Source organism: Tessaracoccus coleopterorum (genome assembly GCF_011174705.1).
GTDB lineage: Bacteria > Actinomycetota > Actinomycetes > Propionibacteriales > Propionibacteriaceae > Arachnia > Arachnia coleopterorum.
In genome coordinates this window covers 1,818,381-1,830,987 of record NZ_JAANIJ010000001.1, presented here as the reverse complement: position 1 = coordinate 1,830,987, position 12,607 = coordinate 1,818,381, and the positions used below count along the sequence as shown (strand labels likewise).

General features: G+C 68.0%; 13 protein-coding genes and 5 pseudogenes. 12 read left to right on the top strand and 6 right to left on the bottom strand.

Annotated elements, in window-relative coordinates:
- Positions 1–349: 349 nt before the first annotated feature.
- From rsmG to rpmH, 6 genes and pseudogenes are all read right to left on the bottom strand, one after another.
- A pseudogene (gene rsmG, locus G7085_RS11790) lies at positions 350–940 on the bottom strand (16S rRNA (guanine(527)-N(7))-methyltransferase RsmG).
- A gap of 29 nt (positions 941–969) precedes the next feature.
- A pseudogene (locus G7085_RS11785) lies at positions 970–1,438 on the bottom strand (Jag family protein).
- Between the two features lie 38 nt (positions 1,439–1,476).
- Positions 1,477–2,571, bottom strand: a pseudogene (yidC, locus tag G7085_RS11780) (membrane protein insertase YidC).
- Between the two features lie 3 nt (positions 2,572–2,574).
- The gene (gene yidD, locus G7085_RS32595; RefSeq protein ID WP_408647099.1) at positions 2,575–2,844 is read right to left on the bottom strand and encodes a membrane protein insertion efficiency factor YidD; all 270 of its coding nucleotides are present in this window, start codon (positions 2,842–2,844) and stop codon (positions 2,575–2,577) included.
- A gap of 19 nt (positions 2,845–2,863) precedes the next feature.
- A complete protein-coding gene (gene rnpA / locus G7085_RS11770) occupies positions 2,864–3,214 on the bottom strand; it encodes a ribonuclease P protein component (protein WP_197511101.1) in 351 nt (116 codons plus the stop codon).
- Between the two features lie 15 nt (positions 3,215–3,229).
- Entirely contained in the window at positions 3,230–3,367 is a 138-nt protein-coding gene (gene rpmH, locus G7085_RS11765) for a 50S ribosomal protein L34 (protein WP_077349367.1), read from the bottom strand.
- A gap of 346 nt (positions 3,368–3,713) precedes the next feature.
- Between rpmH and dnaA the strand changes: the two are divergent.
- From dnaA to recF, 12 genes and pseudogenes are all read left to right on the top strand, one after another.
- A pseudogene (dnaA, locus tag G7085_RS11760) lies at positions 3,714–5,077 on the top strand (chromosomal replication initiator protein DnaA).
- Positions 5,078–5,385: 308 nt separating this feature from the next.
- The gene (locus G7085_RS11755; RefSeq protein ID WP_197511100.1) at positions 5,386–5,559 is read left to right on the top strand and encodes a VOC family protein; all 174 of its coding nucleotides are present in this window, start codon (positions 5,386–5,388) and stop codon (positions 5,557–5,559) included.
- Positions 5,556–6,677, top strand: coding sequence for an ABC transporter ATP-binding protein (locus G7085_RS11750; protein ID WP_197511099.1), 1,122 nt, complete (start codon positions 5,556–5,558; stop codon positions 6,675–6,677). Before G7085_RS11755 ends, G7085_RS11750 begins: the two co-directional genes overlap by 4 nt.
- A gap of 2 nt (positions 6,678–6,679) precedes the next feature.
- A complete protein-coding gene (locus G7085_RS11745) occupies positions 6,680–7,051 on the top strand; it encodes an ABC transporter permease (RefSeq protein ID WP_197511098.1) in 372 nt (123 codons plus the stop codon).
- Positions 7,052–7,345: 294 nt separating this feature from the next.
- Positions 7,346–7,666, top strand: a complete 321-nt coding sequence (locus tag G7085_RS32590) for an ABC transporter permease family protein (protein WP_197511097.1) — start codon at positions 7,346–7,348, stop codon at positions 7,664–7,666.
- Entirely contained in the window at positions 7,624–8,613 is a 990-nt protein-coding gene (locus G7085_RS32585) for an FtsX-like permease family protein (protein ID WP_197511096.1), read from the top strand. Before G7085_RS32590 ends, G7085_RS32585 begins: the two co-directional genes overlap by 43 nt.
- Positions 8,614–8,661: 48 nt before the next feature.
- Positions 8,662–9,054 carry an ABC transporter permease gene (locus G7085_RS11730; protein ID WP_197511095.1) on the top strand — a complete coding sequence of 131 codons (393 nt, stop codon included), beginning with the start codon at positions 8,662–8,664 and terminating at the stop codon, positions 9,052–9,054.
- Positions 9,039–9,230: a hypothetical protein gene (locus G7085_RS11725; RefSeq protein ID WP_197511094.1), complete on the top strand. Its 192-nt coding sequence runs from the start codon at positions 9,039–9,041 to the stop codon at positions 9,228–9,230. The genes G7085_RS11730 and G7085_RS11725 overlap by 16 nt, the downstream gene beginning before the upstream one ends.
- A gap of 75 nt (positions 9,231–9,305) precedes the next feature.
- Positions 9,306–10,466 carry a DNA polymerase III subunit beta gene (dnaN, locus tag G7085_RS11720; RefSeq protein ID WP_197511093.1) on the top strand — a complete coding sequence of 387 codons (1,161 nt, stop codon included), beginning with the start codon at positions 9,306–9,308 and terminating at the stop codon, positions 10,464–10,466.
- Positions 10,467–10,547: 81 nt separating this feature from the next.
- Positions 10,548–10,976 carry an NAD(P)-binding domain-containing protein gene (locus G7085_RS32580; RefSeq protein ID WP_331715626.1) on the top strand — a complete coding sequence of 143 codons (429 nt, stop codon included), beginning with the start codon at positions 10,548–10,550 and terminating at the stop codon, positions 10,974–10,976.
- Complete coding sequence (locus tag G7085_RS32575; RefSeq protein WP_331715625.1) at positions 10,919–11,428, top strand: hypothetical protein; 510 nt, start codon at positions 10,919–10,921, stop codon at positions 11,426–11,428. The genes G7085_RS32580 and G7085_RS32575 overlap by 58 nt, the downstream gene beginning before the upstream one ends.
- Positions 11,429–11,438: 10 nt before the next feature.
- Positions 11,439–12,582 (top strand): annotated as a pseudogene (gene recF, locus G7085_RS11710) (DNA replication/repair protein RecF).
- Positions 12,583–12,607: the final 25 nt, after the last annotated feature.

The window sequence follows — 12,607 nt, the reverse complement described above, 5'->3', positions numbered from 1 at the left end:
CCACACCGACCGCCTCGACCGGAACGATCGGACGACAGCATGGGGCTGCGGTTCGGGACGAACCAATCCCGGAGCACCGCACCCGGGTCAGTGGCCGATAGTTTCAGGCAGACCGGGCAGAATCGGCTACTGGCCGATTCTCACGCACCGATCCCCGGGAGAGGCGCAACGGAAGCAAGGGACTCGGTGGCCGATAGTTTCAGGCAGACCGGGCAGAATCGGCTACTGGCCGATTCTCACGAACCGAGCCCGGGGGAGTGGCACGGCACAGACCCGGCCGCCAGACGATAGAACAGAACCGTCTGAGAACAAACAGAGCCGCGGGAGAAGAGAACAGAACCGCCGGGGATCAGCCCGCCTTCGTCACCTTGATCGCACGCGTGGGATCGACACCCGGGCGGCGCGCAGTTCCATCACCCGGGCCTCAAGGCCGGCCGCCTTCAGCGCGTTGCCTGCGGCGCGAATCTCATCCTCGGCCGACTCCCCTTCAGGGCGATCAGGGCACCGTGCGGGGCGAACAGTGGGATCGTCCACTTCAGTAGCTTCTCGAGGGCGGCAACTGCCCTGCAGGTGACGACGTCGAATGTCTCCCTGGTGTCCTCGGCCCTGGCCCTCAGCACGTGGACCCGCTCACCCAGCCCCAGTTCCTCGACGGCGAGGGTCAGGAAGTTCGCGCGGCGCAGCAGCGGCTCGACGAGCGTGACCTCCAGGTCGGGCCGAGCGATCGCGAGGGGAATGCCGGGAAGGCCGGCGCCGCTGCCGATGTCGGCGACCCGCACCCCGGTGGGGACCGCGTCGACAAGGGCAAGTGAGTTGGCGATGTGCCGCGTCCAGAGCCTGTCGCCCTCACGCGGCCCCATCAGCCCCCACTCGAGGCCCGGCCACCCAGAATATCGACATATCGCTTTAGCGAGTCGGCGGCCTGGGGGTAGGCCTCCAGGAGGGCGGTCTCGGCCTCGGGTGTTCCGGTCACGCGGGGCGGACCACGACGCGACGTGTCGGCGGCTCGCCCTCGGACTCACTGACGAGCCCGGCGGCAGCGACCTCATCGTGGACGATCTTGCGCTCGTAGGCGTTCAGGGGGTCATCCGGACCGGCTCGCCCGACTCATGGACGGCCGCGATCGCGTCCTTGGCCATCACGACGAGCTCGGCACGGCGACGCGCACGGTAGCCCGCGACATCGACCATGAGGCGTGAACGGTTACCCGTCTCGGTCATCACGACGAGGCGGCGAGCTCCTGGAGCGCATCCAGCACCTCGCCGTCCTTGCCGACAAGAAGCTCGGAGTCGGTGTCGATCGCGATGTAGGCGCGGCCGTCCTGCACAGAGTTCTCGATGTCACCATCGAGGTCGGCGATGTCCAGCAGTTCCTCGAGGTAGTCGGCAACCAGGTCGCCCTCGGCGAGGAGCGTTGCTTCAGACTCGTGATTCGTCATGGGAGTTTCCTCTCTCGTGCCCCGGGGGCGTGGCTTGGTTACTTCTTCTTCCGCTGCGCGCGCGACTGCCCACCGGGCTGCTGGCGCGTGACGACGCGGCGACCGTCCTCGGTCGTCTTCACCGTCTGGCGGGTGACCTCCTGGCGCACGACCTTCTGCTCCACTGCCGCACCCTCGGTGTCGGTAGCGGTCGAGACGGTGCGCGTCTGCGTGGGGGTCTTCTTGGTCTTGCGGCTCTTCTCGGCACGCGCGAGCACGATGGCCTCGGGGTCCTTGCCCTTGGCCAGCATGCGCTCCTCCCAGTCGATGTAGGCGGGAGTGTTCGGCGCGGGGTTGTTGCGGATCAGGATGCCCTGCTGGCCCATGGTCCACAGGTTCGAGGTGAGCCAGTAGACGAGCACGCCGATCGGGACGACCACGGCCGACATCGCGTAGATGACCGGGAAGAAGTAGAGCATCATCTTCTGCATCTGCGCGGCCTGGCCGGTAAGCGACTCCGGCGGCATGTTCTTGCGCATCAGCTGCAGCTGCGTCATGAAGAACGTGCCGACCATCAGGATCACGAGGATGATGCCGATGACCTGGGTGGCACCGAAGGGCGTGAGGGGAACACGTGGCCGGCGAGGCGGGCGCCGAAGACGGTGGCGTTCTGGAGCGACTCGACCAGCTCCGGGCATTCTTCAGCCAGGTGCCGCGGACATTGCCGTCCGTGACGCCCTGCAGCACACGAAACAGCGAGATGAAGATCGGCATCTGGATCAGCATCGGCAGACACGAGGCCATCGGGTTGACGCCCTCGGACTGGTAGAGCTTCATCGTCTCCTGACCCAGGCGTTCCCGGTCGGAGCCGTGCTTCTTCTGCAGCTCGGCCAGCTTGGGCTGGAGCAACTGCATGTTGCGCGCGGAGTTGATCTGCTTCACGAACAGCGGGATGAGCGCCGTGCGGATCGTGACGGTCATCATCACGATGGCGAGAGCCCACGTCCACCCGGAGTCGGCACCCAGAAGGGGCTGAAGACCCAGTGGAAGAACACGAGCAGCCCGGAGATCGCCCAGTAGAGCGGCTGCATCATCGCAGAGAGCACGCCCATGAAGCTGTCCCACAGATTCAGCGACACGAGAAGTTCGACCACTTGCTACACCTCATTCGGCATGGGCGCAGCTGCTGCGTCCCGGGTTACATCGGAGTTCTGTTCTGCCCAGGCTTCGGCCGCAGCCGTCCCAGGCACGTAATCAACCCCACCCATCGACCACGGATGGCAACGGATGAGACGTTTGACGATCAGGTACGAGCCCTTGAGGGCCCCGTGGGTCTCGAGTGCGGTGAGCCCGTACTGCGAGCAGGTGGGGTGGTACTTGCACACGTCGCCGTACATCGGCGAGATGAAGCGGCGCCATCCCTTCACGAACCAGATCAGGGGTACTTCAGCATGACGCGGCCCTCGCAAAGGCACGGCTCCACGCGTGACCGAGATCCTCGCGGAGCTGTTCAGGCTCCGTTGCGGCCGCAGGAAGCGCCCGCACCACGACATCCGTGGTGAAGGGCGAGTCCAGGTCACGCGCCAAGTGACGCAGGCGACGCTTCACCCGGTTCCGGGTGACGGCGTTTCCCACCTTCTTGGATACGACAAAACCCACCCGGGTGAATTCGGGTGGATCTTGGTCTGGGGTACGTCGGACGTGCACGACCACCGTCGGCGTTGCTGCTCGAGAGCCCCGCCGCACGGTGGCACCGAAATCTGCGGGCCGCTTGAGGCGGCGCGGACCCGGTAGCACGGGACGACCGGGTCCTTACGCCGAAAGCTCGACGCGACCCTTGCGACGACGGGCGCTGAGGATGGCGCGGCCGGCGCGGGTACGCATACGGGTGCGGAAGCCGTGGGTACGGGACCGACGACGGTTGCTCGGCTGGAAGGTGCGCTTGCTCATGGGATTACTCCCTCAAAATCGAAAGTTGGCAACTGCCCTGATGGGCAGGGGAAGTGGCGCCGAAAAACGGCGACTGTTCAACGATACGCGGGAAGGGCCCGTTAGCCAAACCGGCCATCGGCAGGACGGTCAACCAAGCAAATTACAAGGCTGTAGTCCAGCCGACACGCCGACCAGTTCCCCGATTCTCCTTGCACTGCCCTCCGAAGGGCACTAGTTTCGGTTTCCTGCCCGACGGTTATCCACAAGACCTCCGCGATGAGCAAATCTGGCGGAAGAGTTATACCCTCTTGTGGACAACCTTGTGGACGAGTGAAGTGGCGGGCCGACAGTGCACCGCCGGGAAGTGGGTGGGGTGAGCGCATCACCGACGCCAGACCTGGCCGGCCTGTGGGACGACGTGGTCGAGGACGCCGACATGTCATCTCGCGCCTGGCTACGCCGGACGCGACCACTAGACATGCACGGCAGCACGTTGATGCTCGCTGTGGCCGACGAGACGACCCGCGAGCGGGTCGAGACGCGGCTCCGCGCACAGATTGAGGACAAGCTCAGCGAGCTATGTGGACAACCCACCCACCTCGCCGTGATGATCAACCCGGACATGGTCCTGGAGGAGCCCGTCGCCGACCCGTCGCCGCCCTCCGACCTGCCTCCGCAGCCGATGCTGCCCCGCACCAGGGCGCAGGAGGTGCGGCTCAACCCCCGCTACACGTTCGAGTCGTTCGTCGCCGGCTCGTCGAACCGCTTCGCGCACGCCGCGGCCGCAGCCGTGGCCGAGACGCCGGGCAAGTCGTACAACCCGCTCATGATCTACGGGCCCTCGGCCTCGGCAAGACCCACCTGCTCCACGCCATCGGCCACTACGTGACCAGCTACTACGAGCAGCTCCGCGTGAAGTACGTCTCAACCGAGGAACTCACCAACGACTTCATCAACGCGATCTCGTCGAACCGCACCGCCGAGTTCCGCAGCTCCTACCGCGACGTCGACGTCCTGCTCGTCGATGACATCCAGTTCCTGGAGTCGAAGATCCAGACGCAGGAGGAGTTCTTCCACACGTTCAACACGCTGCACAACGCGCAGAAGCAGATCGTGATGACCTCCGACCGGCCCCCGAAGCTCCTCGAGGCGCTCGAGCCACGCCTGCGCTCGCGCTTCGAGTGGGGCCTGATGACCGACATCCAGCCGCCCGACCTCGAGACGCGCATCGCCATCCTCCGGAAGAAGGTCGCCTCGCAGCGTCTGACCGCCGGTACCCAGGTGCTCGAACTGATCGCCTCGCGCATCCCCACCAACATCCGCGAGCTCGAAGGTGCCCTGACAAGGGTCGCCGCTCTTGCCAGCCTGAACCAGCAGGAGATGACGGTGGCCCTCGCCGAGGAGGTGCTCAACGACCTCATGCCCGAGGACGCCGCGCCGGTCGACGCGCAGACCATCATGGACGCCTCGTCGCGCTACTTCAGCATCACGATGGACGATCTGACCGGCAGCAGCCGGGTGCAGTCGATCGCCCAGGCCCGTCAGGTCGCCATGTACCTGTGCCGGGAACTGACCGACCTGTCGCTCCCGAAGATCGGGGCCAGGTTCGGTGGCCGTGACCACTCGACGGTGCTGCACGCGGTCCGCAAGATCAGCGAGAAGATCGGCGAGGACCGGGTCCTGTACAACCAGGTGACCGAGCTCACCAACCAGATCAAGCAGTCCTGACGACCGGTACGCCCGAAAAAGCCTGTGGATAACCGTGTGTCCACGGCTGGGGAGTCATCTGTGGATAACTTTCCGCCCGGAAACTGTCCACAACCCCTCCCACCCGGGCCGTGGTCCATCCACAGCCGGTGCTCAGGGTAGATCATGCTCTGACAAGGTATTTCGCAGGTTATCCACACCTTCAACAGGCCCTATGAGTATGAAGAAGATGTAATTACCTTCAGAAACTACAAGTCACGTATGTGGGAAACCCCCGGATCGTCGTCGCCGACTGCGACGATGGTCCCCTCAGAACAGGAGGACCGGTCATGACCGCACGACCCATCCACTTCGAGATCCACGTCGACGACATGTCCCGGGCCCAGGCGTTCTACGCCGAGGTGTTCGGGTGGGGCTTCGAGGACTACAGCGAGTACACCGGCCAGCCGTACTTCGGTGTGGTGACCGGTTCCGACGAGGCCCCGGGATCAACGGCGGCATGATGATGCGCCGCGCACCGCTCATCGCGGACAACCCCGTGGGCTCGGCCGTCCTGACCATGGGCGTCGAGAGCTTCGACGAGACCGCGGAGGCGGTTCTCAGGAACGGGGAAGCGTCGCCCTGCCGAAGTACGCGCTGCCGGGGATGGCCTGGCAGGGATACTTCACCGACACCGAGGGAAACATCTTCGGCATCCACCAACCGGACGAGACCGCCTCCTGACCCGGTGGTGGCTCCCGCCGGAACGCGAGCGGCTAGCGTTGGGCCCGTGAGCATCGCAGCCAGGGCCAGGGGCCTTACGAAGATCTACGGGTCGGGCGATGCCGTCGTGACGGCCCTCGACGGTGTCGACTTCGACGTGACCGCGGGCGAGTTCACCGCCATCATGGGCCCGTCGGGATCGGGCAAGTCGACGCTGATGCACCTGCTCGCGGCCCTCGACACCCCACCTCCGGCGAGGTGTGGATCGGAGACACGGCTGTGGGGAGCTCGCCGACACCCCGCTCACCCTCCTGCGGCGCGACCGCGTCGGTTTCGTCTTCCAGGCGTTCAACCTCGTCCCGACACTCACGGCACGCGAGAACATCGTCCTGCCGCTGGCCATCGCAGGCCGGGCATCGACGAGGAGTGGTTCGGGCGCATCGTCGACGTTCTCGCGCTGGGCGACCGCCTCACGCACAAGCCCTCCGAACTCTCCGGCGGCCAGCAGCAGCGGGTGGCCTGCGCCCGGGCGCTGATGAACCGGCCCGACATCGTGTTCGGGGACGAACCCACCGGCAACCTCGACTCGGCCTCGGCCGCCGAGGTGCTCAGCTTCCTGCGTCGCAGCGTCGACGAGTTCGGACAGACCGTCGTCATGGTGACCCACGACGCGCACGCGGCGAGCTACGCCGACCGGGCCGTCTTCCTCTCCGACGGACGGATCGTCGACGAGGTGTACGGGGCCACCCAGAACGACCTGCTGCTCGCCATGGCCCGCATCTACCCCCGCCACGACCAGCCGACGGCGCGGGGCGTCTACCGCGACGGCGGAGCGGCGCCTGCGCACCCGGGCATCGTCGACGACACGGTGGAACCGACCGTCGAACGCTCGATCGCACGGCGCGCGGCCCTGGACTGAGCATGCTGCACGCGACCCTGAAATCGTTGTGGGCCCGCAAGGTCCGGCTCATCCTCAGTGCCCTGTCGATCGTGCTGGGCGTCGCCTTCGTGGCAGGGTCGTTGATGTTCACCAACCTGCTGCGGGCGAGCTTCGACCAGATCGTCTCGGGTGCCCTGGGTGACGTGAACGTCAGCGCCGGGTCGGGAGGTGTGGCCGGCTTCGAGAACGTGAACCCGGCTGAGCAGCCGCGCCTGACCCCGGGCAGGTGGACGCCATCGGAAGGGTCGACGGCGTCGTGCGGGCCGTCGGTATCGTCTCCAGCACGCAGGTGTTCCCGCTCGACCGGGACGGCGGCCTGCTCGCATTCCCGGGCGCCCCCGGCATCGGGATGAACTGGCACGACACCCCCGCCGCGGGTGGCCAGCAGGGCGCGCGGATCGTCGAGGGCAGGGCCCCTGCCACCGACGACGAGGTGGTGACCGACCCGGCGACCGCACAGCGGGCCGGCTACTCGATCGGCGGCGACATCAGCGTCTCGACCCCGCTCGACGGCGTGCGTACCTACCGCCTGGTCGGCACCGGCACCTTCGGGCGGGAGCGACCGGAGGGCCAGCTACCTGTTCTTCACGCTCGACGAGGCGAGGACGATCGCGCAGGGCGGCACCGACGGCTACTACGCCGTCTGGGTGCAGACCACGCAGGGCAGCGATGCCGGCACCGTGGCGACCGCAATCCAGGAGGTGCTCCCGGACGGCTTCGTGGCCGAGACGGGGGAGAAGTTGGCCGAGGCGGTCCAGGACCAGCTCGACGTCGGCCTCGGCTTCGTCGACACCCTCCTGCTGGTCTTCGCGGCCATCGCGCTGCTCGTGGCCACTCTGCTGATCGTCAACACGTTCTCGATCCTGGTGGCCCAACGTTCCCGCGAGCTCGCACTGCTGCGCGCAGTGGAGCGACAAGGGCACAGGTGCGCACCTCGGTCCTGTTCGAGGCCCTCATCGTCGGGCTGATCGGAGCGACCCTCGGGCTCGTCGTCGGGTACGGGTTGACGTGGGCGATCCTCGCCGCGGTCCGTGCCCTCGGCGTCGATCTCGGACCCGTTGCGCCGACGCTGACCTGGCAGGCCGTCACCGCGTCCTACGCGATCGGCATCCTGGTCACGCTCCTGGCCGCCTCCGTTCCCGCCCGCCGCGCCTCACGGACCCGCCCCGTCGAGGCCCTGTCGGAGGCGGCGCAGTCGGGCCCGGAGAAGCCGGGTGGCACCGCGATGGTGGGGGTCGCGATGGTCGAACTCGGGGTCGCGGCGGTCGTGTGCGCAGTCTGGCTGCCGGTGCCCCTCCCGCTGGTGTGGCTCGGGATCGGCGCCGCGCTGCTGCTGATCGGGATGGTGCTCGCCGCCGCCCTGATCGGCGCGCCCCTGGTGTGGCTCGCGGGCCGGGTCTTCCGGGCCCTCTTCGGAGAGGTGGGGAGGCTCGCGCAGCTCAACGCCGTCCGCCAGCCGCGTCGGACGGCGGCCACGGCGGCCACGCTGATGATCGGCGTCGCGCTGATCACGACGGTCGCCGTCCTGGCATCCAGCACCACCACCTCGATCGGCGATCGGCTCTCGGCCGACCAGCGCGGCGACTTCGTGATCGCCCCGGTCGGCTACCAGCCCTTCGACGCCGACCTCGCCGACCGGGCCCGGGCCGTGGCAGGGGTGAGCGCGGTGCACGCGTTCCACCGAGGCGAGGCGCAGCTCGGCGACGAGCGCGTCAGCCTGCTCGGGCCAGCCCGAGGCGGTCGCCGAAGGCTCCGCTCTGCGGATCGTGGCGGGATCGTTCCGGGCCGACGGCGACGCGCTCCCGGCGGTCGTGGCGACCGACCGGGCCACCGCGCTCGGTATCGGGATCGGACGGTTGATCGACCTGACGGGGCCGAAGGGAACGGTCCAGGTTCTCGTCACCGGCGTCCATGACGGCGGGGTGCGGTCGCAGCGGCCGACATCGTCATCACCCCCGAGGCCATGACACAGATCGTCGACACGTCGATGGTGTCGAGCCTCGTGGTCTTCGCCGGTGACGGCGCGGACAGGGCCGCGGTCCTCGGGGATCTGCGGGACCTTGCCCGCGACGTCCCCACTGCCGCGGTCTCCGACACCGCGGAGTACGTCGAGGCGAGCGTGGCGCGCTTCGACCAGATCTTCGCCGCGATCTACGCGCTGCTCGCGCTCGCGATCGTGATCTCCCTGCTCGGCATCGTCAACACGCTCGGGTTGTCGGTGCTGGAGCGCACCCGGGAGGTCGGTCTGCTGCGCGCCGTCGGGATGACGAGGCGCCAACTGCGCACCATGGTGACGCTCGAGTCGGTGATCGTGGCGACGCTGGGCGCCCTCCTCGGGTGGTGCTCGGCATCGTGACCGGCAGCGCGCTTGTGATCCTGCTGCGGGACCAGGGCATCGACACCCTCGTGGTGCCGGGCTGGCAGCTCGCCCTGTTCGTCGTGGTGGCCGCCCTGATGGGCGTCCTGGCGGCCGTCCTGCCCGCCAGGAGGGCCGCCCTCCAGAACACCCTCGCGGCGATCGCCTCCGAGTAGTCGACGGGCGGCGTCGGGGCACGGCTATGATGCAGGCGACGAGCTTTATCCAACCCAGATTTCAAAGGGATACCCGTGAAGATTCGAGTTGAGCGCGACGCGCTGGCTGACGCCGTGGCATGGGTGGCCCGCAGCCTCCCCAACCGCCCGACGGCTCCCATCCTCGCCGGAATGCTCCTCGAGGCCGACGCAGACGGTCTGACGCTCTCCAGCTTCGACTCGACGACGTCGGCGAAGGTCACGCTGCCTGCGGTCGTCAGCGACGAGGGAACCGTCCTCGTCTCGGGCCGCCTCCTCTCGGAGATCGCCCGCTCCCTGCCGAGCAAGCCGGTCGAGATGGTGGCCGACCACTCCAAGGTCGAGCTGACCTGCGGCCAGGCCCGCTTCACACTGCAGACCCTCCCGGTTGACGAGTATCCGACGCTGCCCGACATGCCCACCGAGACCGGTCAGGTCGAGGCTGCGGCCTTCGAGAAGGCCGTCGGCCAGGTGTTCGTCGCAGCCGGTCGCGACGAGCTGCTGAACGTCTTCACCGGTATCAAGCTCGAGATCAACGGCGACCAGTTGTCGCTGCTGGCCACCGACCGCTACCGGATGGCGCTCAAGGAGATCACCTGGAACCCGGGCAACCCCGGCGTCGAGGCCAACGTGCTGATCCCCGGCAAGGTGCTGGCCGACACCGCGAAGTCGATGACCTCCGGCGAGCATGTCACCGTCGCGCTCTCCACCACCGAGGCTGAGGGCGAAGGCCTCGCCGGCTTCGTGGGCGAGGGTGCCAAGGGCAGCCGCGAGGCCACCACCCGGCTCCTGAGCCAGGCGTTCCCGAAGGTGCGTCACCTCATGGATGTCGCCGCGAGTGTCTCGGTGCGCGTCAACACCGCCGACCTGCTCGCAGCCGTCAAGCGCGTGTCGCTCGTGGCCGAGCGCAACACCCCCCTGCGGATGCGCATCAACGACGACCACATCGCGCTCGAGGCCGCCACGGGTGACCAGGCGCAGGCGTCCGAGGCGATCGAGGCGCAGGTCGAGGTCGTGGGCGACGAGCAGTCGATCACCGACGCCGGCTTCAACCCGCACTACCTGCTCGATGCGCTCACCGCGCTCGACGCTCCGTACGCGCACTTCTCGTTCACCCTTCCGGGCAAGCCCTGCCTCATCATGGGGCTGGCCAGCATCGACGCCGATCCGCTCACGGATTACCGTCACGTCATCATGCTGATGCGCCTGCCCGGCTGATCCGTGGGCGGAGGCCCATGCCTCCCGACCCCGGGTTACCATTGGTATGACTATTCCGGACATCGTCGACTAGGAGAGATCATGCGGATCGGACTCATCGGGCTCGGGAAGATGGGCGCGAACATGCGCGAGCGGCTGCGTCGCCGCGGCGTCGAGGTGGTCGGGCTCGACCACAATCAGGCGATCTCCGACGCGACCGACGAGGCCGATCTGGTCGCCAAGCTCGGTGACGGCCCTCGCGTCGTGTGGCTGATGGTGCCGATCCAGGCCGTCACGCCGCTCGTCGAGACCCTGCGTCCGCTGCTCGGCGCCGGCGACATCGTCATCGACGGCGGCAACTCGAAGTGGACCCATGACGCCCGCCACGCGTCGTACCTGGGTGAGGCAGGCATCCATTTCCTCGACGTCGGAACCTCCGGCGGCGTGTGGGCCTCGAGAACGGTTACGCCCTCATGTGCGGTGGCCCGGAGGAGGCCGTCAAGGTCGCCATGCCGGTGTTCGACGCCCTGAAGCCTGAGGGCGGGTCCGGCTTCGTCCACGCGGGAGACCACGGCGCGGGGCACTTCGCGAAGATGGTCCACAACGGCATCGAGTACGGCCTGATGCAGGCCTACGCCGAGGGGTGGGAACTCCTCGAGGCCTCCGATGTCGTGACCAACGTGCCCGAGGTGTTCGACTCGTGGCGCGAGGGCACCGTGATCCGCTCCTGGCTGCTCGATCTGATGGTCCGTGCCCTGGATGACGACCCGCACCTCGATGCCATCGAGGGTTACGCCGAGGACTCGGGCGAGGGTCGGTGGACCGTCAACGCGGCCGTCGACCTCGCAGTGCCGGTGCCCACCATCGCGGCGAGCCTGTTCGCCCGCTTCGTGTCGCGGCAGGACGACTCGCCCGCCATGAAGATGGTCGCGGCCATGCGCAACCAGTTCGGCGGCCACGCCGTCGCTCCCTCGAAGGACTGACCGTCCCGACGTGTTCGTCACCGAGCTCTCCCTGACCGACTTCCGCAACTACCACGCCGCGACGCTCGAACTCACGTCCGGCGTGACGGTGTTCGTCGGATCCAACGGCCAGGGCAAGACCAATCTCGTCGAGGCGGTCGAATACCTGTCGACGATGAGCTCACACCGGGTCTCGGCAACCGCGCCGCTGATCCGGGCCGGTGCCGATTCCGCGATCGTGCGGGCCAAGGTGCGGGCGGCAGCCGATGACCCGCGGGTGATCTCACTCGAGTTGGAGATCGCAAACGGCCGCTCGAACGTGGCACGACTCAACCGGGCGCCGCTCAGCCGCCCGCGTGACCTGATCGGCGCGCTGCGCACCGTCGTCTTCTCACCCGTCGACCTCGCGATCGTGCGGGGGATCCGTCCGACCGGCGCGGCTGGCTCGACTCGCTCGTGGTCACCCGCTGGCCACGGATGGCGGGCGTGCGGCAGGACTTCGACCGGGTGCTGAAGCAGCGCAACGCCCTGCTCAAGTCGATGTCGGGTCGCTCCCGCACCCCCTCGGGCGGCGATGAGGACATCACGCTCGCCGTCTGGAACGAGCAGCTGGCCGCCATCGGCGCCGAGTTGCTGCACGCCCGGCTCGACACACTCGCCGACGTGATGCCGCACGCGCAGGAGGCGTACGAGACGATCGCGCCCGTCAACAACCAGGTGTCGGCGTCGTACAAGACGATCCTCGACCTCGACGACGTCGCCTCGGCCCCGACGTCCGCGCGGAGCTGGCCAACCGGCTGCTCGGGGCGATGGAGCGGCTGCGCCGCGACGAGCTGCAGCGCGGCCTCACCCTGGTGGGTCCGCAGCGAGACGACATCGAGCTCAGCATCGGCGAACTGCCCGCGAAGGGTTACGCCTCCCACGGGGAGAGCTGGTCCCTCGCACTCGCGCTGCGCCTCGGAGGCTTCACGCTGGTGCGTGACGACGGCACCGAACCGGTGCTTGTCCTGGACGACGTCTTCGCCGAGCTGGACGCCTCCCGACGGGAGAGACTCGCCACCGCCATCGTCGACGCCGAGCAGGTGCTGATCACCGCCGCGGTCGGCGCCGACGTCCCCGACTTTCCGGCGGAACGCCGGTTCCGCGTCGAGGCGGGGACGGTCGCTCCCGCCTGAGGCGGCCCGCGGCCGGGACGACACG